Below are 23,548 nucleotides of genomic sequence, written 5' to 3'. Positions count from 1 at the left end.
TGCAAAATTTAATATTTACAACTTTTTTAACTATTAGAAAGTAAATCAGATATTGTTTTTGAAATATCTAATAAATCTTTAATAATATCTTGTTTATGAAACTTATTTAAGTAAGATTTGTGACCGTATATACTAAGTGTTGCTATAGCTTTCTTATTATTTAAAATAGGTACACAGTAGCAAAGTTCATCAAAGTGATACTCACCAGATTCATAAGCATAGCCATCATTTTTTACCTTTTTTAAGTAAGCAACTAAATCATCAATGCTTGTGAAGAAGTTACCTTTAAATCTGCTATTAGATACTTTTGAAAGGTAAATTTGTATTGCTTCATTAGAAGATTCCAACTGGCAGTTATAAGCTAACATACAATGAGCTACGGCAGGACGATAAGCCTCACAATTTAGAGGATCCTCATGTAGTGAATAAAAAGTTGTAGTGTAGTAACCAGAGTAGTTTCCTATCACAAAAACATTTGAACCTTCAATTACGGATAGAGAAACTGAGTTGCTATATTTTTCTGCTAAAAATGCCATATATGGTCTTGCAGTAGTAGCTATTGGTAAATTATTAGCAGCTGAAAATCCAAGAATGAGCGCTTTACTACCTATTGTATACAGACCTGTTTTAGGATCTTTTGATAGAAAATCTTTTTGATACATTGTGGTTAAAGTTCTATGAACAGTACTTCTGTGTAAGTTCATAACTTCAGCAATAGAAGAAACGGACATTTTACCACCATTTGAATGAATAAGACTTAATATATCTAAAGCCCTATCTAAACTTTGTAAAGAAGACAAACTTATATAAACCCCTTTCGAAATATATAATTTTTTTCTTATAGTATAGCATAATTTAAATAAAAAAATAAAAAATAATTGTTCCATATAGTGCGACATTCATATGGAGATAATATAAAAAAATTATAAAAAATAAGTTGAAATGTATGTAAATATCGAACTTATAGTACGTTTATAGTTTATTTTTAATAAAATAACTTTAAAATAGTGTTGCGGTATATGAAAAGGATTGCTACAATGAAATTGAAATATACTTTTAATACTTAAAAACATATTATTTTCAATAAAATTCAAAACAGTTACATTTTATACTATTCAAATATTCAGATTAAACTTAATTAATTCAAAATAATAGAATTTAAAACAATTAAATTCCAAATAATTACACCTAATAAAATTCAAAACAACTATTAAAATTTATTTAAGGGAGAAGTAATTATGGATAATTTTAAACTATATACACCAATTAACATAGGCAATGTTGAAATAAAAAATAGAGTTTTAATGGCGCCTATGAGCCTTGGCTATGAAGAAAAAGATGGAAATGTAAGTTCAAGACTTCAAGACTTCTGGATTGAAAGAGCCAAGGGTGGAGTAGGTCTTATTGTTGTAGACGCAGTTACAGTGGATAGCTCAGTTCCATATTTAGGATTTACAATTAGTTTAGGAGAAGATAAATTTATCCCTAAATTCAAATCGTTTGTAGATGAAATTCATGCAAATGGTTCAAAATTATTTCCTCAAATTACACATCCAGGACCTGAATCTATTTCATGGATGTTTGGTAAAACACCAGTAGCTTCTTCAAACTATATAAATAGTTTAGGAAAATCAGTTAGAGAACTTAAAGTAGAAGAAATTGAAGCTATAGTTGAGCAATATGGTGATGCTGCAAGAAGAGCTAAAGAAGCAGGTTGCGACGGGGTAGAGTTTCACTGTGCCCATGCATATATGTTAGCAGGTTCTTTCTTATCTCCACTTAGAAATAAAAGAACAGATTGCTATGGAGGTAATTTAGACGGTAGAGCTAAATTTGCTTTTGATGTAATTAAAAATATAAAGAAAAAAGCTGGAGATGATTTCCCTATACTTATGAGAATTTCAGGCGATGAAAGAGTATTAGGCGGAAATACATTAAATGATATGTTGTATTTAGTACCTAAATTTGTAGAAGCTGGGGTAGATGCTTTTGAAATTTCTGGTGGTACTCAATATGAATTATGTTGGAAAATAATCCCTTGCCATTATGAGTCACCAGGAGTAAATATAAAAGAAGCTGAAGCTATTAAAAAAGTTTCTAAAGTACCTGTATTTGTAGTTGGTAAGATTAATGATATAAAACTTGGCGAAAGTTTAGTTGAAAGAGACGTTGTAGATGGAGTAGTATTTGGTAGACCTTTACTTGCTGATCCTGAACTTGTAAATAAAGGGTTTGAAGGAAGATATGAAGATATAAGACCATGTGCAAGTTGCGGTGGACCTTGTATAACAAGAGAAAGATCTAACCCAGTTGCAAAATGTGCAATAAACCCTGAACTTGGGCGTGAAAAAGAAATGGCTATTACAGAAGCAAAAATAAAGAAAAATGTAGTAATAGTAGGTGGTGGACCAGCTGGTTTAGAAACTGCAAGAGTTGCAGCTAAAAGAGGTCATAAAGTTACTTTAATTGAAAAGTCAGATAGACTTGGAGGTCAAATAAATCTTGCAGCTATTCCTCCTCACAAACAAGATTTAACAAGATGGGTTAAATATTTAAAAGTTCAAGTTGAAAAATCTAATGTAGATATAAAATTAAATACAGAAGCAACAGCTGAGTATATAAAAGAATTAAATGCAAATGTATGTATTATCTCAACTGGTTCAACTCCGTTTATACCAAAAGTAAAAGGCATAGAAAATATTGATGTTATAACAGGTAGTGATGTGCTATCTGCAAAGGTTAAAGATGCAATACATGGAAAGGTTCTTGTAGTTGGAGGTAGTCTTGTAGGATGTGAAGTTACTGAAACCATATTGCACAATGCAGTAGGACCTGTACAAATTCATATGATTGAAATGTTAGGTGAAATTGCACCAAATCTATGCCCAAATAATAAAGTACCTCTTATGAAAATGCTTAATGAAAAAGGCGTTGTAATGAGCACTAATACAAAACTTTTAGAAATTACAGAAGATGGTACAGGAGTTATAGTTGAAAAAGATGGAAAAGAAGAAGTGCTAAGTGGATTTAGTAAAATAATTTTCTGTTGTGGTGCAAAACCGGTAAATAATTTAGCAGATGAACTAAAAGATATTGAAGTACACATTATAGGAGATGCCAACAAGCCAGGACAAGTCCATCATGCTATTGAAGCAGGAGCAATACTTGCAAGAAAAATAGGAGATGTAGAAAATTTAGATAGCGAAAAAGCGATTGCAAATTAAAAATTAAAGAGGGGGATCCGGTATGAGTACTATTGAAAAGTTAGAACAAAGATTAATACAAATGGAAAAGGAAATTACAAGACTTAAAGATATAGAATCTATAAAAAGTTTGAAGGGAAAATATCTACGTTGCTTAGACTCTAAGCTATGGGATACAATAGGAGAATGTTTTTGTGAGGATGTAACGACAAGTTACTCAGATGGAAAACTTTCTTTTACAGGTAAAGAAGAAGTTGTAAATTTCTTTAGAACTTGTATGCCACCAGAACATATAACTATGCATCAATGTCATACTCCTGAAATCGAGTTTGAAAGTGATACTGTAGCTTTTGCATATTGGTATTTAGGAGATAACCTAATATTATTAGATAGAAATATGGGAATTAGAGGTGGAGCATTTTATCGTGAAAGCTATGAAAAAGTTAATGGAGAATGGAAGATAAAGACAATTGGATATAAGCGTACATTTGAAGAAAGATGGGATAGAAATGATCCAAAAAGTGCAAAGATTACTTATAATATGCATAGTAAAGAATAAAATAGTCAAGTGATTAACTCTTATGTAGGATATAAAGCTTTTGTATTAAATATAAAACTATCCTTATTTTTAATAATATATATTGTTTTTAAAGATCCTTACGAGGGTCTTTTTTTACGCTTAAGGAAATTATGATACTTCATAAACTGTAGATAATTATTGAAATTAAGCAATACCAATTAGTTTTATGAGCGTAAAAAAGACATTTTGAGCAACGGACGAAGTCGTTGGCGACATGAAGTGTTTTGCCGACACGTCGCTCAAGCGCAGCGAATTTTTTATATCTTTAAAAATAGAGTACAAGTATAGTCAGATTCATTGAATTTTATTTTTGTATATAAAATATGAAGGAAAATGTAGAGTCTGTACGGAATTGGAGAATATATTATTTATAGTGAAACCATTATAAAAGCTATCGGGGTCGAGATTCAAATATAAATAAGTTAACAAAACGATATATTAAGGGGGGAAGTATATGATAAAAAATATACCTTTAGAGAATAAGATTAACAAACATAGAAAGATATTAAATTCCATTGCAGAGCTAGGAAGAAAAGAGTTTAAGACGTCACAATACATAAAGGATTATTTAGATGGAATTAATATATCATATAAAGAATATCTAGATACATCTATCGTAGGAATTATAAAAGGAAATAATGGTGATAAAACTATAGCATTTAGAGCAGATATGGATGGATTGTTAACAGATGAAGGTCCAAAACACTTATGTGGACATGATGGACATATGAGTATATTATTAGGTCTTATAGAATTTATCAGTATGAATAAAGAGAAATTAAAGGATGATATAGTATTTATATTTCAACAAGCAGAAGAAGGTCCAGGTGGAGCTAATGGTTTGATTGAAGCAGGAATAATACAAGAATATAATATAGATGAAATTTATGGGCTTCATATATATCCAGATATAGAAACAGGATATATAGGGGTAAGAAGTGGATATTTTATGGCACAGGCAGGAGATATAGATATAGATATATATGCTAAAAGTGGGCATGGAGCAATGCCTCAAAATGGAATAGATGGAGTTGTAGTTGCCTCGAATTTAGTCACTAATCTTCAAACGATAATATCCAGAAATGTAAGTCCTATTGATACAGCTGTACTTAGCATAGGAATTATAAATGGAGGAACAAGAAGAAATATTATAGCTGAAAATGTTAATTTACAAGGCACAATAAGAACATTTAAGCCAGAAGTATATAGTAAGATTAAAAAAAGAATACTAGAAGTGTGCAAAGGGATGGAAGTTTTATATAATTGCAAAGTAGATTTAAAAATAAGAGATGATTACCCAGCTGTTAACAATGATAAAAAGTTATATGAAGAATTTATACAGATAGTAGATAAAGATAGGATAATACAACTTGATCCACTTATGATATCAGAGGACTTTTCATATTATCAAAAAGAAGTACCAGGATTATTTTTCATGCTAGGAGCAAAAAATATAGAAAAAGGGTTTGTTAATGGACTTCATAACATTAATTTTGATTTTGATGAAGAAATTTTAAGAAATGGTCTAGAAATATTTATTAAATTGTTAAAACATAAGAGATCAATATGTTAAAATACATTTAAAAATTTATACTATGAGTATAGAATAAGTAGTATTTAATATAGTTAAAGAAATGAGTTTTTATAATTAAAGGATACCCCTATAAATGTTTGTATAAATTTCGTCTAAATGACAAGAATACAAATATGTAAAGGGGTGTTTTTTATGGATTTAAATAAGCCAGGCAAAAAAAGTACAAGTAAATCTAAAAAGAAAAAAATATTGACAGACAATGATATAATGAAATATGAGATAGCATCAGAACTAGGCCTAATAGACAAGGTAAATGAATTAGGCTGGGCAGGTCTTACAGCTAAAGAAGCTGGAAGAATTGGTGGAATACTCACATCTAGAAAAAAACAAAAGAAAAAGATGGAGGAGTCAAATAAAGAGGATGGATCAGTATAAAGATTTTGCATTCATCTATGATGAACTTATGAATGAAGTTGATTATAATGGATGGGTTGAGTATATAGAAAAAATAATAGAAAAAGAAGATACTAAAGTACAAAATATATTAGAATTAGCTTGTGGTACAGGGAATTTAACTATACCATTAACTAAGAAAAATTACGATATCGCAGGAATAGATATATCAGAAGAAATGCTTGGGGTAGCTAGAGAAAAAGCAGAAAAAGAAGGTGTAGAGTTAGTATTACTACAACAAGATATAGCTGAATTAGACTTTGATATAACAAATTTAGACTGCGTATTATGTGCTTGTGATGGATTCAATTATATAACATATGATGAAGATTTAGAAAATGTATTTAAAAAGACATATGAACTTTTAAAGGAAAATGGATTATTTATATTTGATATAAGTTCATTCTATAAATTGTCATCTGTACTTGGAAACAACATGTATGGAGAAAATAGGGAAGACATAGCTTATATGTGGCAAAACTACTTTGATGATGAAGAAAATCTAGTAGAAATGGAATTAGCCTTCTTTGTAAAAGATGAAGACGGTAGATTTGAAAGATTTGAAGAAGTTCATCAACAAAGAGCATATACAGAAGAAGAAATATTAGACATGTTACAATCAGTAGGATTTAAAGATATAAAAGTTTATTCAGATTTTACATTTGAAGCACCAAAAGAAGATAGTGAAAGGATATTCTTTGTAGGTAGAAAATAAAGGCATATATGGAGGAATTGTTATGAAGGATTATGTAATAAGAGCAACTGCAGGAGAAGGTCAAGTTAGAGCTTTCGTAGCAACTACTACTAACCTTGTAGAAAAAGCAAGAGAAGTACATGGTACAACAAAGGTTGCAACAGCGGCTTTAGGGAGAACATTAACAGCAACATCAATAATGGGGTTAATGATGAAAAATAAAGGTGACAAGGTTACTGTTATAATAAAAGGTGGAGGTCCAATAGGAACTATACTTACAACATCTGATTCTACAGGAATGGTAAAAGGATATGTTCAAAATCCACAAGTAGAAGTACCAGATTATGAAAATGGAAAGCTTAACGTGGCTGCAGCAGTAGGAACTGATGGAGTAGTTAAGGTTATAAAGGACTTAGGTCTTAGAGAGCCTTACAATGGAGCATACCCACTTGTAAGCGGTGAAATAGCAGAAGACTTCACACATTATTTTGCATTATCAGAGCAAACACCATCTGTAGTATCATTAGGTGTTCTTACAACAGAGTATGAAGTAGAACATGCAGGAGGATTTGTTGTTCAGCTTATGCCAGATGCAACAGAAGAGACAATATCTCAACTAGAGCAAAATATATCTAAGTTAGACTCAATAACAAATATGATGTTAGAAGGAAAAACTCCAGAAGATATATTAAGTATAGTATTAGAAGGACTAAACCCAAGAATATTAGATAAAATAGAAGTTGGATTTGAATGTGAATGTTCAAAAGAAAAAGTTGGAGAAGCGCTAGTTTCTATAGGAAAGAGACAACTTCAAGAAATAATAGAAGAAGATAAAAAAGCTGAAATAGGATGTCAATTCTGTAACTCAAAATATAATTTTAATGAAGAAGAATTAATAGAACTATTAAATAGCTTAGAAAACTAAAAAATAAGCTCTTTTGCTAAGTACCTTATTAAATGATAAAATATACTTATGCAAAAGAGCTTTTTTACTTACTAAGGGAATTTATCGCCTTGGAAATCGTGGATAATCTATAAATTAAGGTTATATTAATATATTTGAAAAAAGTAAAAAAGAATTTTTGAGCAGCGGACGAAGTCGTTGGCAATATGAAATAGTTCGCCCATACATGGCTCAAGCAAAGCGAATTTTTATTATAAAAAATTACATATAACAATGGGGTGAAATAGGTAATGAACTTTAACCAAGGACTGGAACTAACTCAATCTCAAAGCCTAGTAATGACGACTCAGTTAAAGCAATCATTAGCTATACTAAATATGAGTAAGTTAGAGCTAGACGAAGAAATAAAAAGAGAATGTGAAGAAAATCCTTTAATAGATGCAGAAAAAACTACAGAAATAGATTGGGAAGCATATATTAAAAATATTGAAAAGTCCAACTTATATGATAAAAATGAGGTTAGCTACAACAGGGATAATGAAGTTAGCTTTGAAAATATGGTAAAGTATTCATCAAGCTTATATGAAGACTTACATTTTCATATAAGTTTATATAAGCTAAGTAAAAAAGAAATGGAAGTTTGTGACTATATTATCGACAGTCTAGATGAAGATGGATATTTAAGAGTAAATGAAGAAGAAATAATAAGTGAATTAAATATAGATAAAGAGTTATTTGAAAGCTGCTTATTAAATATACAACAATTAGAACCAAATGGTGTAGGAGCAAGAAACATATCAGAATGCTTAATTATACAAATAAGAAATTTAGGTATAGACAATGAAATATTAGAAAAAATTATATTAAATGACTTAGAATTGATAGGAAATAATAAATATAGGGATATTAGTAAAAAATACAAAATATCTCTGCAACAGTGTGCAGATATGATGGAAATAGTTAAAAGTCTAAATCCAAAGCCAGGTATATCTGTTAGTAAAGAAAGTAGTATGTATATACATCCAGATGTAATAGTCGAAAAATTAGATGGGGAGTTTATAGTATATAGAAATACTAACGATAACTATCAATTAAACATAAATAATTTTTATAAAGAAATACTAAAAAATGCAAGCTCAGATAATAGTGCAAAGTCGTTTATAAAGGAAAAATTAAATTCAGCGACAATGCTAATTAAGAGCATAGAAAGTAGAAATAGTACAATTATGAAAATAGCAAAAGAAATTGTAAAGTCTCAACGAGAGTTTTTTGAAAATGGAGTCAGGTATATAAAGCCTATGAGGATGAAAGATATTGCTGATAGATTAGGTTTTCATGAATCTACAATAAGTAGAGGTGTAAATGGAAAGTATATGCTAACAACTTTTGGAATATTTGAATTTAGATATTTTTTTAGTAGCGCTATAGAATCTAATAAAGATGAGGGTACATCTAGCTTAAGCATAAAAAAAATGATACAGGATAAAATAAAAGCGGAAAATAAGAAAAAGCCATTAAGTGACGACAAGATAGCAAGTATGTTAAAAGAAGAAGGGATTAATATAGCTAGGAGAACGATTGCTAAATATAGAGAAGAGCTTAAAATACCATCTTCAAGTAAGAGAAAACAATACTAGTATTAGAAAATAAAAATAAAAATATCTCAAAAACTATTGAAATATATTTACATTTCATTTACAATAAAATTATCTTGTGGGACTAAAAAAATACACGGGGACATAAAAAGTCCCTCGGTGGACGTTGATGAAGGAGACAATATGAATAACTTAATAAAAATTCAACAAAAACTAATTCCACAAGTTATAGAGCTAATGGAGAAAAGATACTCTATTTTAAGACAGATATCCTTGAGTGAACCAATAGGTAGGAGAACCTTATCAAATGTTTTAGGAATAAGTGAGAGGGTCGTAAGATCAGAAACTGAGTTTCTAAAAGAACAAGGTCTTATAGAGGTAGCAGTATCTGGAATGACCATGACTCAAGAAGGTATGGATCTTTTAGAAGAGCTTAAAGATATAATGAACGATATCATGGGATTATCAACGCTACAAGAAAAGGTAAAAGAAAAGCTTGGAATAAAGAAAGTTTTACTAGTACCTGGTAGCTATGATCAAAATCCTAGCTTAATAAAAGATATAGCAAAACTAGGATCAGAGTATTTCTTAAGTATCTTAAAAGATGGAGATGTAGTTTCTATAACAGGTGGAAGTACTATGTTAGAGTTTTCAAATGCTATAAAGACTGACAAAAAATACGAAAATACAACTGTAGTACCTGCAAGAGGTAGTATGGGAAAAGATGTAGTGAGTCAATCTAACAACATAGTAGCGACAACAAGTAAGAAATTAGGAGCAAACTACAAATTATTACATATACCTGATGAACTAGGTACAGAGGCTATGAAAACACTTACACAAGAGCCTCAAATAAAAAAGACTTTAGATATGATTGAAAAAACTGATGTATTAGTGTTTGGAATCGGAATTGCACTGGAGATGGCCAAAAAAAGAAGGCTTCCAGAAGAAAGAATACAAGAACTTATTGATAAAGATGCAATAGGGGAAGCATTTGGACACTATTTCAATAAAGATGGTGAAATAGTATGCAAGCTAAATACTGTAGGGATACATCTAGATACTTTCAAAAAAACTAAAGAGAACATAGCTATATTTGCTGGAACTCAAAAAGCAGAGTCTTTTATAGCTATGACAAATATCAATAAAAACATATCACTAGTAACAGATGAAGAAAGTGCAAATAGAATATTAGAGTTATTACAATAGTTTATAACTAGCATTGCTAGTAAAAATATATTTTATACACAATTTAGGAGGTAGCATTATGGTTAAAGTTGCTATAAACGGATTTGGTAGAATAGGAAGATTAGCTTTAAGAAAATTAATGGAGCAAACAGATAAGTTTGAAGTTGTTGCTATAAACGACTTAACAGATGCTAAAACATTAGCTCACTTATTCAAGTATGACTCTGCACAAGGAAGATTCAATGGTGAAATAGAAGTTAAAGAAGGTGCTTTCGTAGTTAATGGACATGAAATAAAAGTTACTGCTGAAAGAAACCCAGCTGATTTACCATGGGCTGAGCTTGGAGTTGATATAGTATTAGAATGTACTGGATTCTTTACTTCTCAAGAGAAGGCTGGACTTCATTTAGAAGCTGGAGCTAAAAAAGTTGTTATATCTGCACCAGCTACAGGAGACTTAAAAACTGTAGTATTCAATGTTAACCATGATGTATTAGATGGAACAGAGACTGTTATATCAGGGGCATCTTGTACAACTAACTGCTTAGCACCAATGGCTAAAGCATTAAATGATGCATTTGGATTACAAAAAGGATTCATGACTACAATACATGCATACACTAATGACCAAAATACATTAGATGGTCCTCATGCTAAGGGAGACTTAAGAAGAGCTAGAGCTGCTGCTGCAAGTATAGTTCCTAACACTACAGGTGCTGCAAAAGCTATAGGTTTAGTTATACCAGAATTAAAAGGTAAATTAGACGGAGGAGCTCAAAGAGTTCCAGTTATAACTGGTTCTTTAACTGAATTAGTTTGTACATTAGATAAAAAAGTTACAGTAGAAGAAATAAACGCTACTATGAAAGCTGCTTCAAATGAATCATTTGGATATACTGAAGAGCTATTAGTATCTTCAGATATAATAGGAATAGACTTTGGTTCATTATTTGATGCAACTCAAACAAGAGTTATGGAAGTAGACGGACAACAATTAGTTAAAGTTACTTCTTGGTATGACAATGAAATGTCTTACACTGCTCAATTAATAAGAACATTAGGATACTTTGCTGGTTTAGCTAAGTAATTTAATATAGAGTCCAGGCTTGTAGTTTAAACTACAGGCTTAGGACTTTTTTAAAAGAGACTTACAACAAATAACAACTAAAAATAAGGTATGCTAAATTCGGTGTTATAGAAAGATTATTCATTTTAACAATGGGTTAGCTTGATTTAAAGGAGAGAGATAAATATGTCAATGCTTAATAAAAAGACTATAGAAGATATAAATGTATGTGGAAAAAAAGTTTTAGTAAGATGTGATTTCAATGTGCCTCTAAAAGATGGCGTTATAACAGATGAAAACAGATTAAACGGAGCTTTACCAACAATAAAGTACTTAATAGAAAATGGAGCAAAAGTTATATTATGTTCTCACTTAGGAAAACCAAAAGGAGAAGCTAAGCCAGAATTATCTTTAGCACCAGTAGCTACTAGATTATCAGAAATGTTAGGTAAAGAAGTTGTATTTGCAGCTGATGACAACGTTGTAGGAGAAAATGCAAAGGCAGCTGTAGAAAAGATGGAAAATGGTGATGTAGTATTACTACAAAACACTAGATATAGAAAAGAAGAAACTAAAAACGAAGAAAACTTCTCAAAAGAATTAGCATCACTTGCTGAAATATTTGTAAACGATGCATTCGGAACTGCTCATAGAGCACACTGTTCAACAGTAGGAGCTGGCGAGTTCTTACAAGAAAGAGCTTGCGGATACTTAATTCAAAAGGAATTAAAGTTCTTAGGAGAAGCTGTTGAAACACCAGTAAGACCTTTTACTGCTATACTTGGAGGAGCTAAAGTATCTGATAAGATAGCTGTTATAGAACAATTATTAGAAAAAGTAGACAATCTAATAATAGGTGGAGGAATGGCTTATACATTCTTAAAAGCACAAGGATATGAAATAGGAACTTCTCTAGTAGAAGAAGAAAAAGTAGATTACGCTAGAGAAATGATGAAAAAAGCAGAAGAAAAAGGAGTTAAGTTATTATTACCAATAGACAACGCTGTTGCTGATAAATTTGCTGATGTTGAACCAGTTATAACTGAAGATGCAAATATACCAGCAGGATTCATGGGACTAGATATAGGACCTAAAACAATAGAGTTATATGTAAATACAGTTAAAAACTCTAAAACAATAGTATGGAATGGACCAATGGGAGTATTTGAATTTGAAAACTTCAACAAAGGTACATTAGCTGTTGCTAAAGCTATGGCAGATTTAACTGATGCTACTACTGTAATAGGTGGTGGAGATAGTGCTGCTGCAGTTAACCAATTAGGATTTGGAGATAAGATGACTCACGTATCAACAGGTGGAGGAGCTTCTTTAGAATTCTTAGAAGGTAAAGAATTACCAGGTATAGTAGCTTTAGATAACAAATAAATTTGAAAATTATCGTAAGGCATTTATTTGTCAAACATTTATATATATGACCACAGTTTAGTTTTACCTTAATAGGTAGAACTACCTTAATAAATATTTATTAAATCTAGAGAAATCTTAAATAAGGTTTCTCTTGGATTTAATCAAAGGTGGAGGAGTAAAAAATGAGAAAGCCTATAATAGCAGGAAACTGGAAAATGCACAAAACTATAGCAGAAGGTATAGCTTTTGTGAATGAAGTTAAAGATAAAGTAAATAATGATAAGGTAGAAGCTGTAATATGTGCACCTTTCACTTTATTAAAAGACTTAAAAGAAGCAACTAAAGGAACTAACATAAAGATAGGTGCTCAAAACATGCATTTTGAAGAAAAAGGGGCATTCACTGGAGAAGTATCACCACTTATGTTAAAAGAATTAGATATAGACTATGTTGTAATAGGACACTCAGAAAGAAGACAATACTTCAACGAAACTAATGAAACAGTAAATAAAAAAGTTTTAAAAGCTCTAGAAGTTGCTATAGACCCAATATTATGTGTTGGTGAAACTTTAGAAGAAAGAGAAGCTGGAGAAACTAAAGCAGTTTGTAAAGTTCAAGTTGAAAAAGCTTTAGAAAAAGTAGCTAAAGAAGATTTAGCTAAGGTTGTTATAGCATATGAGCCAATATGGGCTATAGGAACTGGAAAGACTGCAACTAGTGAAGATGCTAATGATGTAATAAAATACATAAGAGAAGTTGTAAAAGATATATACGGAGACCTAGCTAACGAAGTTAGAATTCAATACGGTGGAAGTGTTAAGCCTGCTAACGTAGCTGAAATAATGGGTCAAAGTGATATAGATGGAGCATTAGTTGGTGGAGCTAGCTTAGAAGCAAGTGACTACACTCAACTTGTTAACTACTAAGGAGAGGAAACTATGAAAAAGCCTATAGCATTAATAATAATGGATGGTTTTGGAGAAAGCAAAATAGTAGACGGAAACGCTGTACTAAATGCAAATACTCCTAATCTAGACAACTTAATAAAAGAATATCCGCACACTTTAATAAGTGCTAGTGGACTTGATGTAGGTCTTCCAAATGGACAAATGGGTAACTCAGAAGTAGGACACACTAACATTGGGGCAGGAAGAATAGTATATCAAGACTTAACTAGAGTTAGTAAGGCAATAGAAGATGGAGATTTATTCAAAAACGAAGTCTTACTAGAAACTATGAAAAATGCTAAGACTAGCGCACTTCATTTAATGGGATTAGTATCTGATGGTGGAGTACATTCACATATAGACCATTTAAAAGGCATTTTAAAGATGGCCAAAGAAAATGGTGTTGAAAATGTATATGTACATGCATTCACAGATGGTAGAGATACAGATCCTAAAAGCGCATTAAAATATATACAAGATGTAGAAGACTACATGAAAGAACTTGGAGTAGGTAAATTTGCTTCAGTTTCTGGAAGATACTATGCTATGGACAGAGATAAGAGATGGGATAGAATTAAGCTTGCATATGATACAATGGTTAATGGAAAAGGATTAACTGCATCTAGTGCAAAAGAAGCTGTAGAAAACTCTTATGCAGAAGATAAGAATGATGAATTCGTTCTTCCAACAGTTATAGTAGAAAATGGACACCCAGTAGGTCTTATAAAAGAAGGGGATTCAATAGTATTTGGTAACTTTAGACCAGATAGAGCTAGGGAGATAACTAGAGCAATAGTAGATACAGATTTTACAGGATTTGAGAGACCAAACATGAAAACATACTTTACATGTTTAACTACATATGACATAACTATAAAAAATGTACATGTAGCATTTAAACCTCAAAGCCTTGAAAATACATTAGGGGAATATTTAGCGAAAAACGGTAAAAAGCAATTAAGAACAGCAGAAACTGAAAAATACGCTCACGTTACATTCTTCTTCAATGGTGGAGTTGAAGAACCTAATGAAGGTGAAGATAGAGAACTAGTACCATCGCCAAAGGTTGCAACTTATGATTTACAACCAGAGATGAGTGCTTATGAAGTAACAGATAAGTTACTTGCTAAAATAGATGAAGACAAATACGACTTTATAGTTGTAAATTTCGCAAATCCTGATATGGTAGGACATACAGGTGTAATAAAAGCAGCAATAAAAGCTGTTGAAACTGTAGATGAATGTGTAGGAAAGGTAGTAGAAAAGATACTTTCTAAAGGTGGAGAGGCTATAATAACTGCTGACCATGGTAATGTAGAACTTATGCAAGACCCAGAAACTAAATCTACTATAACAGCACACTCTACAAATCCAGTACCATTTATATTAGTAGGAGAAAAAGATAAATCATTAAGCCTAAGAGAAGGCGGAAGATTATGTGATATAGCACCTACAATATTAGAAATGATGAATTTAGATAAACCAGAACAAATGACTGGTGAATCTTTAATAATAAAATAAATTTTAAAATTAAAACTATAAAATAATAAAATATAAAACCCCATCAAAGAATTTTTTTATTAAATATAAGATATTATATTCTTAAAAATAGGTATAATATTAAGTAGTTTACTTAATTTTTAAAATTTAGACATTAAAAGTAGCAAATAAACCATTTAAAATCGAAGGGAGATACAAACATGTCAGTTATAGAATTAGTATATGCTAGAGAAGTATTAGACTCAAGAGGAAATCCAACTGTAGAGGTTGAAGTAGCTTTAGAAAGTGGAGCTCAAGGTAGAGCAATAGTTCCATCAGGAGCATCAACAGGAGCTTTTGAAGCTGTTGAGTTAAGAGATGGCGACAAGTCAAGATACTTAGGAAAAGGTACTGAAAAAGCTGTTGCTAATGTAAATGAAATAATAGCTCCTGAATTAGAAGGAATGGATGCATTTGACCAACCAGGAATAGATGCATTAATGATAGAATTAGATGGAACTCCAAACAAAGGTAAGTTAGGAGCTAACGCAATATTAGGTGTTTCTATGGCTGTAGCTAGAGCTGCTGCTGATGAAGTAGGATTACCATTATTCCAATACATAGGTGGAGTAAATGCTAAGCAATTACCAGTGCCAATGATGAACATATTAAATGGTGGAGAACATGCTGATAATAACGTTGACGTACAAGAGTTCATGATATTACCAGTTGGAGCTAAAACATTCAAAGAAGGATTAAGAATGGGTGCAGAAGTATTCCATTCATTAAAGAAAGTTTTAGGAGAAAGAGGATTAGCTTGTGGTGTAGGTGACGAAGGTGGATTCGCTCCAAACTTAGGATCAAACAGAGAAGCTTTAGAATTAATAGTTGAAGCTATAGAAAAAGCTGGATACAAGCCAGGAGATGACGTAAGATTAGGTCTTGACGTTGCTGCTACAGAAATGTACAACAAAGAAACTAAAAAATATGTTTTAGCTGGAGAAGGTAGAGAATTAACTGCTGAAGAAATGGTTAATTTATATGAAGATTGGGCTAACAACTTCCCAATAATAACTATAGAAGATGGATTAGATGAAGAAGATTGGGATGGATGGAAGTTATTAACTGATAGATTAGGAAACAAATTACAATTAGTTGGAGACGATTTATTCGTAACTAATACTGAAAGATTAGAAAGAGGAATAGAAGCTGGTGTAGCTAACTCTATATTAGTTAAAGTTAACCAAATAGGAACAATAACTGAAACTTTAGATGCTATAGAAATGGCTAAGAGAGCTGGATACACTGCAGTTATATCTCATAGATCAGGAGAAACTGAAGATACTACTATAGCTGACTTAGCAGTAGCAGTAAATGCTGGGCAAATAAAAACTGGTGCTCCATCAAGAACTGATAGAGTAGCTAAATACAACCAATTATTAAGAATAGAAGAAACAGTTGGTGAGCAAGCTAGATACTGTGGATTAAAATCTTTCTACAACTTAAAAAAATAATTAAATAAAAGTAATATAAAAGGGGTTTAGATTATCTAAGCCCCTTTTTTACATATAATAAAATTTATTAATATTTTATGGATTGCAACATAGTGTTACAAAAGAAAAGATACAATATAAAACAATTACAGAAAACATCAAACTATACTGTATACCTTGAATACACTAGGGTTATATGATATATTAAAGTGTAAGACAAACCTACAATTAATGAAGGAAAGGAGGGAATATAGATGGATTTAGGTATGATATTAATGGGAGTACAAGTAGTACTATCTATAATTCTTGTAGTAAGCATAATGCCACAAGATACAAAAAGTGCAGTTCCTTCACAATTTGGTGGAGAAGGTAACCAAAGTTACTTCAAGCCGAAAGGAAAAGAAGCATTCTTAGCAAGAACAACTAAGGTAGCAGGGGTACTATTCTTTATAAATGCAATAGCAATGCTTTTAGTAAAATAATATTAAATAATTGGCCATTATTTAATAAAAATTAAGATTTAAAAATTAAATTTAATTTTTAAAGAGGCAGCTACAACTAGTAGTTGTCTTTAATTTTTTTCATCAATTTCTTCTATATAAATATCAGCCCAAGTAACACGATTACAAAAAGGACACTTTAATCTAGATTGAAGACCAGAATTTATAGCAAACATCTGATGAAACTTAATATAAAACTTATGACTACAATTTTTACATACATAAGGAATATGCTTAATTTTATTATAAACAGACACAAAAAGCATAGTAATTGAAACGATGGTAATAACTAAAAAACAAAAATTTTGATTAGGAAACTCATAAAACTCAAAAATTAATCCAATTATAAAAAAAAGGACAGACCAAATAATGATAGGTTTGAAAGTAAGACGATTATAAAAAGAAAATTTATCCCAAAACTTACTCATAAAAACACTCCCTATAAACTAATTAACTAAATAGTAGCACTTGCAAATCAAGAAATCTACCTAATAACCCATAGTTATCTAAAAAAAATAAAGTAAAATAAAACAATTTATGATATCAAAACAAAAAGTATAACCTTAAAGTACTAATATCTAAGAATATATTGAAATTTACTAGTTGAAAGTGTTGAAAAATACAAGAATTTTATACACTCTTATCTTGAATTTAACAAGGATTTTTTAGGTTACATAAAGAAATAAATGATTAAAGATGTTACAAAACAATGGAAACAAGGAGGTATAACTATGGCTGTGTTTAAGATGAAGCAAGATGATGAATGGAAAAGAAACTATATATTAGAATTCAATGATATGAGAGATAATTATGAGTACAAACTACAATTAAAAGACGTAGAAATAGAAAGATTAAAATCAGAGATCTTAAGATTAAGAGACAGTAAAAATACTCTAAAACCAAGAGATAAACAAATTTCAGATAGAGATATACAACTTATAAAAGACTTAAGAGTTTGTAAGCTAAGCTATAGTGAAATATCAAAGAGAACAAAATGGAGCAAAGCAACAGTAAGTAGAGTATTAAATGGACTTTATGATTAATAAAAAAAATATAAATTATATAATATAAAGCTCATGCGTTATAAAAATATATAAACATGAGCTTTTTAATATGAAAATACCTATAATTACATGAATAAATATATAAACTCATATAAAAATAAAATATAAATTACAAAATATGGCTATTGTATTGGAATAAATTGCTTTTTTATATACAATAGACTAATAAGAATAGTTTTCTTTAACATAAAATTTTTTATAAGTATTATATTTACTAAAAAAGTATATATTTTAAATATAAGTAGTAAAAAATAAATAAAATTATAATACTAATAAAGTATGTAAATACACAAACTAAGTAATAACAAATTTAAAAATAAATTTAGGAGGAAGCACAAATGTTACCAGGACTTAAAGAACGTTTATTAGGCTTAATAAATGACAAAGCATACAATCCTCTAAAAAAAGAAGAATTAGCATTAATATTTGAAATACACCCAACTGAAATGCCAATGTTTTATAATTTTTTAGAAGAATTAGAAGAAGACGGATATATATGTAAAACTAAAAAGGGAAAAATAACATCTCCAAAATCAATGGGATACTTTGTAGGAAAATTCGTAGCTCATAGAAAAGGATTTGGATTTGTAGAATCTGATGAAGAATACACTCAAGACTTATTCATACCAGCAAGTGAAACAAATAGTGCTATGCATAACGATAGAGTAGTAGCTGAAATAATAAAACCAGCAACAGATGAAAGAAGAGCAGAAGGTGCTGTAATAAAAATACTTGAAAGAGAAATAACAAAAGTAGTAGGATTATTCCAGCCAAGTAAAAGCTTTGGATTTGTAATCCCAGATGAAAAGAAATTTAACCAAGATATATATATACCTAAAAAATACTTTAGTGGTGCAAAGGCTGGAGATAAAGTAGTTTGTCAAATAACTATATGGCCACAAGAAGGAAGAAAGCCAGAAGGTAAGATAGTAGAAGTATTAGGACCAAAAGGAACTAAAGAAGTAGAAATACTATCAATAATAAGAGCACATGGATTACCAGAGGAATTCCCTAAAAAAGTATTACAAGAAGCTGAAAGTGTAGCACAGCCAATAACACAAGAAGAAATAAGAAGAAGATTAGATATAAGAGATATGAACATATTCACAATAGATGGTGAAGACGCAAAAGACTTAGACGACGCTATATCTATAGAAGTACTTCCAAATGGAAACTTTAGCCTAGGAGTACATATAGCAGACGTTACTCACTATGTACATGAAAAAAGCAAACTAGACAAAGAAGCATTAAAAAGAGCAACTTCAGTATACTTAGTGGATACAGTAATACCAATGCTACCTAAAACTCTTTCAAATGGAGTATGTAGTTTAAATCCAAATGAAGATAAGCTTACATTATCAGTATTTATGGAAATAGATAGAAAAGGTAATGTTAAAAAGTACGATATAAAAGAAACAATAATAAACTCAAAAGCTAGAATGACTTATACAGAAGTATCAGACATATTAGAAAAAGATGATGCAGAGTTAAAAGAAAAATTCGCTCACGTAGTAGAAGAATTTAAAAATGCTGAAATATTAGCTAAAATACTAATGAATAGAAGAAAGCAAAGGGGAGCAATAGACTTTGACTTCCCAGAAGCTAAAATAATATTAACACCAGAAGGAAAAGTAGCTGATATAAAACACTACGAAAGAAGAATATCAAACAAAATAATAGAAGAATTCATGCTTATAACAAATGAAACAGTAGCAGAGCATTACTTCTGGTTAAACATGCCATTTGTTTATAGAATACATGAAACTCCATCAGCAGATAAAATGCAAGACTTAAGTAGATTTATATCTACATTTGGGTATACTATAAAAGGAGACTTAGAAGAAGTACATCCAAAAGCATTACAATCAATAATAGAAAAAATAAAAGGAACAAGAGAAGAAGAAGCAATAAGTACAATAATGCTACGTTCACTAAAACAAGCTAGATATTCACCAGAATGTAGTGGACACTTTGGTCTAGCAGCACAGTACTACAGTCACTTTACTTCTCCAATAAGAAGATATCCAGACCTTCAAATACACAGAATAATGAAGGAACATATAAATAATAAAATAAACAACAAAAGACAAGAACAACTAGCTCATACAGTAGAATATGCATCAACTCAATCATCAGAAAGAGAAAGAGCAGCAGAACTTGCTGAAAGAGATGTAAAAGATTACTACAAAGCTGTATATATGGAAGACAAAGTAGGAGAAGAATACAATGGTATTGTATCAAGTGTAACATCATTTGGTATGTTCATAGAACTTCCAAATACAGTAGAGGGATTAAGTCGATTAGCAAATATGGGAGATGACTATTATATTTATGACGATATGACATATACTATAATAGGAGAAAGAACTAAAAAGACTTACAAAATAGGTGACCCAGTTAGAATAAAGGTTGCTAATGTAAATGTAGATTTAAGAGAAATAGACTTTGAAATACTATACAAATTAGAAGATGAAAATGAAATAGAATCTGAAGAATCTATTGAAGAATAGATAATATAATAGTCGAAATACTACCCTCCGTCGGAGATACCGACAGAGGGGGTGGTATTGACTATTTAATGCACTTATGGTATATTTTTACTAATAAATGTTAGTGAAGAATTTTTAAGTAAGAGGTGAGAGTATGGCAGGAACAAAAACACTTGCTACAAACAGAAAAGCAAGACATGAATATTTCATAGAAGAAACATATGAATGTGGAATAGAATTAAAAGGTACAGAAGTAAAATCTATAAGAGCAGGTAAGGTAAACTTAACTGATGGATTTGCATCTGTAGATAACAGTGAAGTATTTTTAAAACAAGTTCATATAAGCCCATACGAACAAGGAAATAGATTCAATGTAGACCCTCTTAGAGTTAGAAAATTATTACTTCACAAACATGAAATAAGAAAGCTTATAGGAGCAACTACTGTTAAGGGGTATTCATTAATACCTTTAAGTATGTACCTTAAACATGGTAAGGTTAAGATAGAATTAGCCCTAGCAAAAGGTAAAAAGCTATATGACAAACGTCAAGATTTAGCTAAAAAAGATGCTCAAAGAAATATAGAAAGAGAACTAAGAGGAAAATATTAATAGTGATTACAAATACTATTCAAAATTCCATTAGATAACATTGATTTTTATTTTAAAAAGTATTATATTAAATATATCAACAACACAACTTAATATAAATGGTGAAAACAAGGTTTGTGAAAGTAAAGTCCAAGGACTATAAAATACCACGGGGGCGTAAAGGTTTCGACGTGGGTTTGGAACTTGGGGTTGCGTGTCGTGTTACTCTGGGTCACGTAAAAACTGGGGAACTTAAAATAAACGCAAACGATAATTACGCTTTAGCAGCATAGTGCTGCTAGTCCCGCCTCGCCCTCCTGCCGGCTAGGCCTGGACTTCATCTATGCAGGGAACTACTCTCGGGGTGTCTCGACCGAAAGTGGACTAATTGGGACTGGTCAAGCATATAGCCTGCCACTGGGCGATATGTGAGACGAGATTCTAGTACAGTTGGCTACACACGTAGAAGCAACTAGGAAAGGACTTGCGGACAGGGGTTCGACTCCCCTCGTCTCCACCATTGAAATCCACGAAAAACATATTGATATAATAGTCAATATGTTTTTTTATAATTCAAAAAAGTATCTATGATGAATTTAAAATACGTCAAATTCTTTATAAAAACTGATAAAGTATTAAAATAGTTCAATGATTCATGAGATAGATTGGTTTAAAATCAGTTATTGTAAGTGAATTTAAGTATCATACTAAAATAGTAGGTTATTCATTTTAGAAACCAATGGCTACAGATTTAAGTATAAAAATTTTAGATAAGCCTGTCGGTACAATTGACAGGCGAGGTCTTGATATTTCAATTAGACTTAATTATGCATTTTAGTAAAGAGGCACTAATGTAAATTAAAATGGTTTACTAAGAGAATTTTATTATAAAAAAGTTAACTTTGCCATAATAACTCAATATGATATTGATGTAATTGTAAGTATAATAAATAATAGACATCGCAGTGTCTTGGATATAAAACCTTGCCGAGGTCTTTGATACAACATAAATATAAACTGTTGTACTTGCATTGAAAATTATAATTTAAAAGTTTATGATATTTTTTTAGTTTCAATTACATTATTATCTTTATTCATTTTTACTATCGAACTAGTAGAATATAATAATCCTGCATAAGCTATTACAGCATAGATTATTGTAGATATCCATGCATTTGTAAAGCCAGACTTATCAACTATAAATCCAAATACTGTAGAACCTGAACCAAATCCAACCGCAAAGAATATTTGTACAATACCTAATATAGTACCAAATTCTTTGTTACCAAATAGAGCACTAGTCATATAAGATGGTCCTATTATATATGAAAACATAGATATGCCTAGACAAACTGCAAATACAAATCCAAGTGCATTTATCTTACCAATAAATATTAAAGATAAACCACAAATTATAACTAATAATTCTGCTAGTATAAGAGATTTTGTTATACCAAATTTATCAAACAGAACGCCACCACAAAGGTTTCCAAATATTGAAAACAGTCCAAATAGAGAGGCAACTAATGCTGATCCTAAAGTTAATACTTTAGCTTGTTCTAATATTTGTAAGTATGGTATAAATTGTAATGCCATTCCACCAACATATAATCCTACAAATACAAATGATATTGCGAAAATCCAGAAGTATTTTATTTTGCTAACTTCTGCAAAAGTATATCCCCAGTTAGAGCTTTGTGAAGAAGTTTTTTTAGATTTCTTTGATTTATTCATTTCTAATTCAGATTTTGACTTTGGTAATCTCATTACAAATAATGCTATTGGTAATGCTACTATTATAGCTAATAATCCGAATCTTAAATAAGCACCTTTATAGCCAATTGCTGGATTAGATAGCCATTTACCTGCAAATTGTTGAAGAATCATATTGCCAAGTCCTCCACCAGAGAATGCAAGACCCATTGCAATACCCTTATTTTCTGTAAACCAACTATTTATAAGTGTAGGAACTCCTATAGCTGATATTATAGCTGAACCTATTTGAACTAATATAGATAGCGCATAATAAGCGAATATATTTCCTTCAGCTAAAGACATCGATGCAAATCCAACACCTACTAAAATAATACCTAGTACATATAGCAATTTTATATTTGCTTTAGGAGTGGAATATAATTTTCCGATAAAAGGAGAGCATAATGCAGACACTATAGTACCAATTGTGAATATTAGTGAAAATTGAGTATAAGTAAAGCCCTCTCCTGAAGTTACATAACTTGTAAATGCAGGTTGAATATTAGCTGCTAATGAGTATGGAACTGCTTGGATAAGCATACAACCTATAACTATTAACCAGCCATAAAAAAATGTGCTTTTTTGTTTTGTTTGTTCCATGATGAATACCTTCTTTACTTTTATATTTAGAAAAGTTTAATAAGCTT

20 protein-coding genes and 1 other RNA gene are annotated in these 23,548 nt (G+C 30.6%); 18 read left to right on the top strand and 3 right to left on the bottom strand.

What is annotated here, in order from left to right:
* Nucleotides 1-26: 26 nt before the first annotated feature.
* Complete coding sequence (locus ABCP60_RS08985) at nucleotides 27-800, bottom strand: helix-turn-helix domain-containing protein (RefSeq protein WP_166504727.1); 774 nt, start codon at nucleotides 798-800, stop codon at nucleotides 27-29.
* Between the two features lie 438 nt (nucleotides 801-1,238).
* Here ABCP60_RS08985 and ABCP60_RS08980 point away from each other — a divergent pair, with 438 nt between their 5' ends.
* The 14 genes from ABCP60_RS08980 to secG all read left to right on the top strand — a co-directional run bounded on the left by ABCP60_RS08980 (nucleotide 1,239) and on the right by secG (nucleotide 16,986).
* Nucleotides 1,239-3,224 carry an FAD-dependent oxidoreductase gene (locus ABCP60_RS08980; RefSeq protein ID WP_195238037.1) on the top strand — a complete coding sequence of 662 codons (1,986 nt, stop codon included), beginning with the start codon at nucleotides 1,239-1,241 and terminating at the stop codon, nucleotides 3,222-3,224.
* Between the two features lie 22 nt (nucleotides 3,225-3,246).
* A complete protein-coding gene (locus ABCP60_RS08975) occupies nucleotides 3,247-3,762 on the top strand; it encodes a nuclear transport factor 2 family protein (RefSeq protein WP_166504729.1) in 516 nt (171 codons plus the stop codon).
* A gap of 475 nt (nucleotides 3,763-4,237) precedes the next feature.
* A complete protein-coding gene (locus ABCP60_RS08970; protein ID WP_343101636.1) occupies nucleotides 4,238-5,356 on the top strand; it encodes an amidohydrolase in 1,119 nt (372 codons plus the stop codon).
* Nucleotides 5,357-5,509: 153 nt separating this feature from the next.
* The gene (locus ABCP60_RS08965) at nucleotides 5,510-5,752 is read left to right on the top strand and encodes a small, acid-soluble spore protein, alpha/beta type (RefSeq protein ID WP_166504731.1); all 243 of its coding nucleotides are present in this window, start codon (nucleotides 5,510-5,512) and stop codon (nucleotides 5,750-5,752) included.
* Nucleotides 5,739-6,485: a class I SAM-dependent methyltransferase gene (locus ABCP60_RS08960; RefSeq protein WP_343101635.1), complete on the top strand. Its 747-nt coding sequence runs from the start codon at nucleotides 5,739-5,741 to the stop codon at nucleotides 6,483-6,485. The genes ABCP60_RS08965 and ABCP60_RS08960 overlap by 14 nt, the downstream gene beginning before the upstream one ends.
* 22 nt (nucleotides 6,486-6,507) lie before the next feature.
* Nucleotides 6,508-7,389 (top strand): Hsp33 family molecular chaperone HslO, encoded by an 882-nt coding sequence (hslO, locus tag ABCP60_RS08955; protein WP_092922550.1) that lies wholly within the window; start codon nucleotides 6,508-6,510, stop codon nucleotides 7,387-7,389.
* Between the two features lie 269 nt (nucleotides 7,390-7,658).
* Nucleotides 7,659-9,005: an RNA polymerase factor sigma-54 gene (rpoN, locus tag ABCP60_RS08950; protein ID WP_343101634.1), complete on the top strand. Its 1,347-nt coding sequence runs from the start codon at nucleotides 7,659-7,661 to the stop codon at nucleotides 9,003-9,005.
* A 141-nt stretch (nucleotides 9,006-9,146) separates the two neighbouring features.
* Nucleotides 9,147-10,172, top strand: coding sequence for a sugar-binding domain-containing protein (locus ABCP60_RS08945; protein ID WP_195581477.1), 1,026 nt, complete (start codon nucleotides 9,147-9,149; stop codon nucleotides 10,170-10,172).
* Between the two features lie 58 nt (nucleotides 10,173-10,230).
* Complete coding sequence (gene gap / locus ABCP60_RS08940) at nucleotides 10,231-11,238, top strand: type I glyceraldehyde-3-phosphate dehydrogenase (RefSeq protein ID WP_343101633.1); 1,008 nt, start codon at nucleotides 10,231-10,233, stop codon at nucleotides 11,236-11,238.
* Between the two features lie 165 nt (nucleotides 11,239-11,403).
* A complete protein-coding gene (locus ABCP60_RS08935; protein WP_195238023.1) occupies nucleotides 11,404-12,603 on the top strand; it encodes a phosphoglycerate kinase in 1,200 nt (399 codons plus the stop codon).
* A gap of 164 nt (nucleotides 12,604-12,767) precedes the next feature.
* Complete coding sequence (tpiA, locus tag ABCP60_RS08930; RefSeq protein ID WP_343101632.1) at nucleotides 12,768-13,511, top strand: triose-phosphate isomerase; 744 nt, start codon at nucleotides 12,768-12,770, stop codon at nucleotides 13,509-13,511.
* 12 nt (nucleotides 13,512-13,523) lie between these two features.
* On the top strand, nucleotides 13,524-15,053 hold the full coding sequence (gene gpmI / locus ABCP60_RS08925) for a 2,3-bisphosphoglycerate-independent phosphoglycerate mutase (RefSeq protein WP_343101631.1): 1,530 nt from the start codon (nucleotides 13,524-13,526) through the stop codon (nucleotides 15,051-15,053).
* Between the two features lie 179 nt (nucleotides 15,054-15,232).
* Entirely contained in the window at nucleotides 15,233-16,525 is a 1,293-nt protein-coding gene (gene eno / locus ABCP60_RS08920; protein WP_166504738.1) for a phosphopyruvate hydratase, read from the top strand.
* A gap of 233 nt (nucleotides 16,526-16,758) precedes the next feature.
* Complete coding sequence (gene secG, locus ABCP60_RS08915) at nucleotides 16,759-16,986, top strand: preprotein translocase subunit SecG (protein WP_166504739.1); 228 nt, start codon at nucleotides 16,759-16,761, stop codon at nucleotides 16,984-16,986.
* 89 nt (nucleotides 16,987-17,075) lie between these two features.
* Here secG and ABCP60_RS08910 read toward each other — a convergent pair whose 3' ends face one another.
* Nucleotides 17,076-17,432, bottom strand: a complete 357-nt coding sequence (locus ABCP60_RS08910; RefSeq protein ID WP_343101630.1) for a hypothetical protein — start codon at nucleotides 17,430-17,432, stop codon at nucleotides 17,076-17,078.
* 303 nt (nucleotides 17,433-17,735) lie between these two features.
* On the opposite strand from ABCP60_RS08910, the gene ABCP60_RS08905 reads away from it, so the two are divergent.
* From ABCP60_RS08905 to ssrA, 4 genes are all read left to right on the top strand, one after another.
* Nucleotides 17,736-18,047, top strand: a complete 312-nt coding sequence (locus ABCP60_RS08905; protein ID WP_092922577.1) for a DNA-binding protein — start codon at nucleotides 17,736-17,738, stop codon at nucleotides 18,045-18,047.
* Between the two features lie 359 nt (nucleotides 18,048-18,406).
* Complete coding sequence (gene rnr, locus ABCP60_RS08900) at nucleotides 18,407-20,578, top strand: ribonuclease R (protein ID WP_166504741.1); 2,172 nt, start codon at nucleotides 18,407-18,409, stop codon at nucleotides 20,576-20,578.
* Nucleotides 20,579-20,711: 133 nt separating this feature from the next.
* Nucleotides 20,712-21,167, top strand: a complete 456-nt coding sequence (gene smpB, locus ABCP60_RS08895) for an SsrA-binding protein SmpB (protein WP_092922583.1) — start codon at nucleotides 20,712-20,714, stop codon at nucleotides 21,165-21,167.
* 150 nt (nucleotides 21,168-21,317) lie between these two features.
* Nucleotides 21,318-21,666, top strand: a transfer-messenger RNA (tmRNA) gene (gene ssrA, locus ABCP60_RS08890).
* 533 nt (nucleotides 21,667-22,199) lie between these two features.
* On the opposite strand, the gene ABCP60_RS08885 is transcribed toward ssrA, so the two are convergent.
* Nucleotides 22,200-23,501, bottom strand: coding sequence for a conjugated bile salt MFS transporter (locus ABCP60_RS08885; RefSeq protein WP_271893287.1), 1,302 nt, complete (start codon nucleotides 23,499-23,501; stop codon nucleotides 22,200-22,202).
* Between the last annotated feature and the right edge of the window lie 47 nt (nucleotides 23,502-23,548).

This window comes from Romboutsia sp. MSSM.1001216sp_RTP31141st1_G3_RTP31141_220114 (assembly GCF_039031195.1).
Taxonomy (GTDB): Bacteria; Bacillota; Clostridia; order Peptostreptococcales; family Peptostreptococcaceae; genus Romboutsia_C; species Romboutsia_C hominis.
This window is presented reverse-complemented; position numbering and strand designations above follow the sequence as displayed.

Excerpts from the sequence above, each read along its gene's own strand:
- ABCP60_RS08980 (WP_195238037.1), top strand. The coding sequence starts at position 1,239 with ATGGATAATTTTAAACTATATACACCAATTAACATAGGCAATGTTGAA.
- ABCP60_RS08975 (WP_166504729.1), top strand. The coding sequence starts at position 3,247 with ATGAGTACTATTGAAAAGTTAGAACAAAGATTAATACAAATGGAAAAG.
- ABCP60_RS08970 (WP_343101636.1), top strand. The coding sequence starts at position 4,238 with ATGATAAAAAATATACCTTTAGAGAATAAGATTAACAAACATAGAAAG.
- ABCP60_RS08965 (WP_166504731.1), top strand. The coding sequence starts at position 5,510 with ATGGATTTAAATAAGCCAGGCAAAAAAAGTACAAGTAAATCTAAAAAG.
- ABCP60_RS08960 (WP_343101635.1), top strand. The coding sequence starts at position 5,739 with ATGGATCAGTATAAAGATTTTGCATTCATCTATGATGAACTTATGAAT.
- hslO (WP_092922550.1), top strand. The coding sequence starts at position 6,508 with ATGAAGGATTATGTAATAAGAGCAACTGCAGGAGAAGGTCAAGTTAGA.
- rpoN (WP_343101634.1), top strand. The coding sequence starts at position 7,659 with ATGAACTTTAACCAAGGACTGGAACTAACTCAATCTCAAAGCCTAGTA.
- ABCP60_RS08945 (WP_195581477.1), top strand. The coding sequence starts at position 9,147 with ATGAATAACTTAATAAAAATTCAACAAAAACTAATTCCACAAGTTATA.
- gap (WP_343101633.1), top strand. The coding sequence starts at position 10,231 with ATGGTTAAAGTTGCTATAAACGGATTTGGTAGAATAGGAAGATTAGCT.
- ABCP60_RS08935 (WP_195238023.1), top strand. The coding sequence starts at position 11,404 with ATGTCAATGCTTAATAAAAAGACTATAGAAGATATAAATGTATGTGGA.
- tpiA (WP_343101632.1), top strand. The coding sequence starts at position 12,768 with ATGAGAAAGCCTATAATAGCAGGAAACTGGAAAATGCACAAAACTATA.
- gpmI (WP_343101631.1), top strand. The coding sequence starts at position 13,524 with ATGAAAAAGCCTATAGCATTAATAATAATGGATGGTTTTGGAGAAAGC.
- eno (WP_166504738.1), top strand. The coding sequence starts at position 15,233 with ATGTCAGTTATAGAATTAGTATATGCTAGAGAAGTATTAGACTCAAGA.
- secG (WP_166504739.1), top strand. The coding sequence starts at position 16,759 with ATGGATTTAGGTATGATATTAATGGGAGTACAAGTAGTACTATCTATA.
- ABCP60_RS08910 (WP_343101630.1), bottom strand. The coding sequence starts at position 17,432 with ATGAGTAAGTTTTGGGATAAATTTTCTTTTTATAATCGTCTTACTTTC.
- ABCP60_RS08905 (WP_092922577.1), top strand. The coding sequence starts at position 17,736 with ATGGCTGTGTTTAAGATGAAGCAAGATGATGAATGGAAAAGAAACTAT.
- rnr (WP_166504741.1), top strand. The coding sequence starts at position 18,407 with ATGTTACCAGGACTTAAAGAACGTTTATTAGGCTTAATAAATGACAAA.
- smpB (WP_092922583.1), top strand. The coding sequence starts at position 20,712 with ATGGCAGGAACAAAAACACTTGCTACAAACAGAAAAGCAAGACATGAA.
- ABCP60_RS08885 (WP_271893287.1), bottom strand. The coding sequence starts at position 23,501 with ATGGAACAAACAAAACAAAAAAGCACATTTTTTTATGGCTGGTTAATA.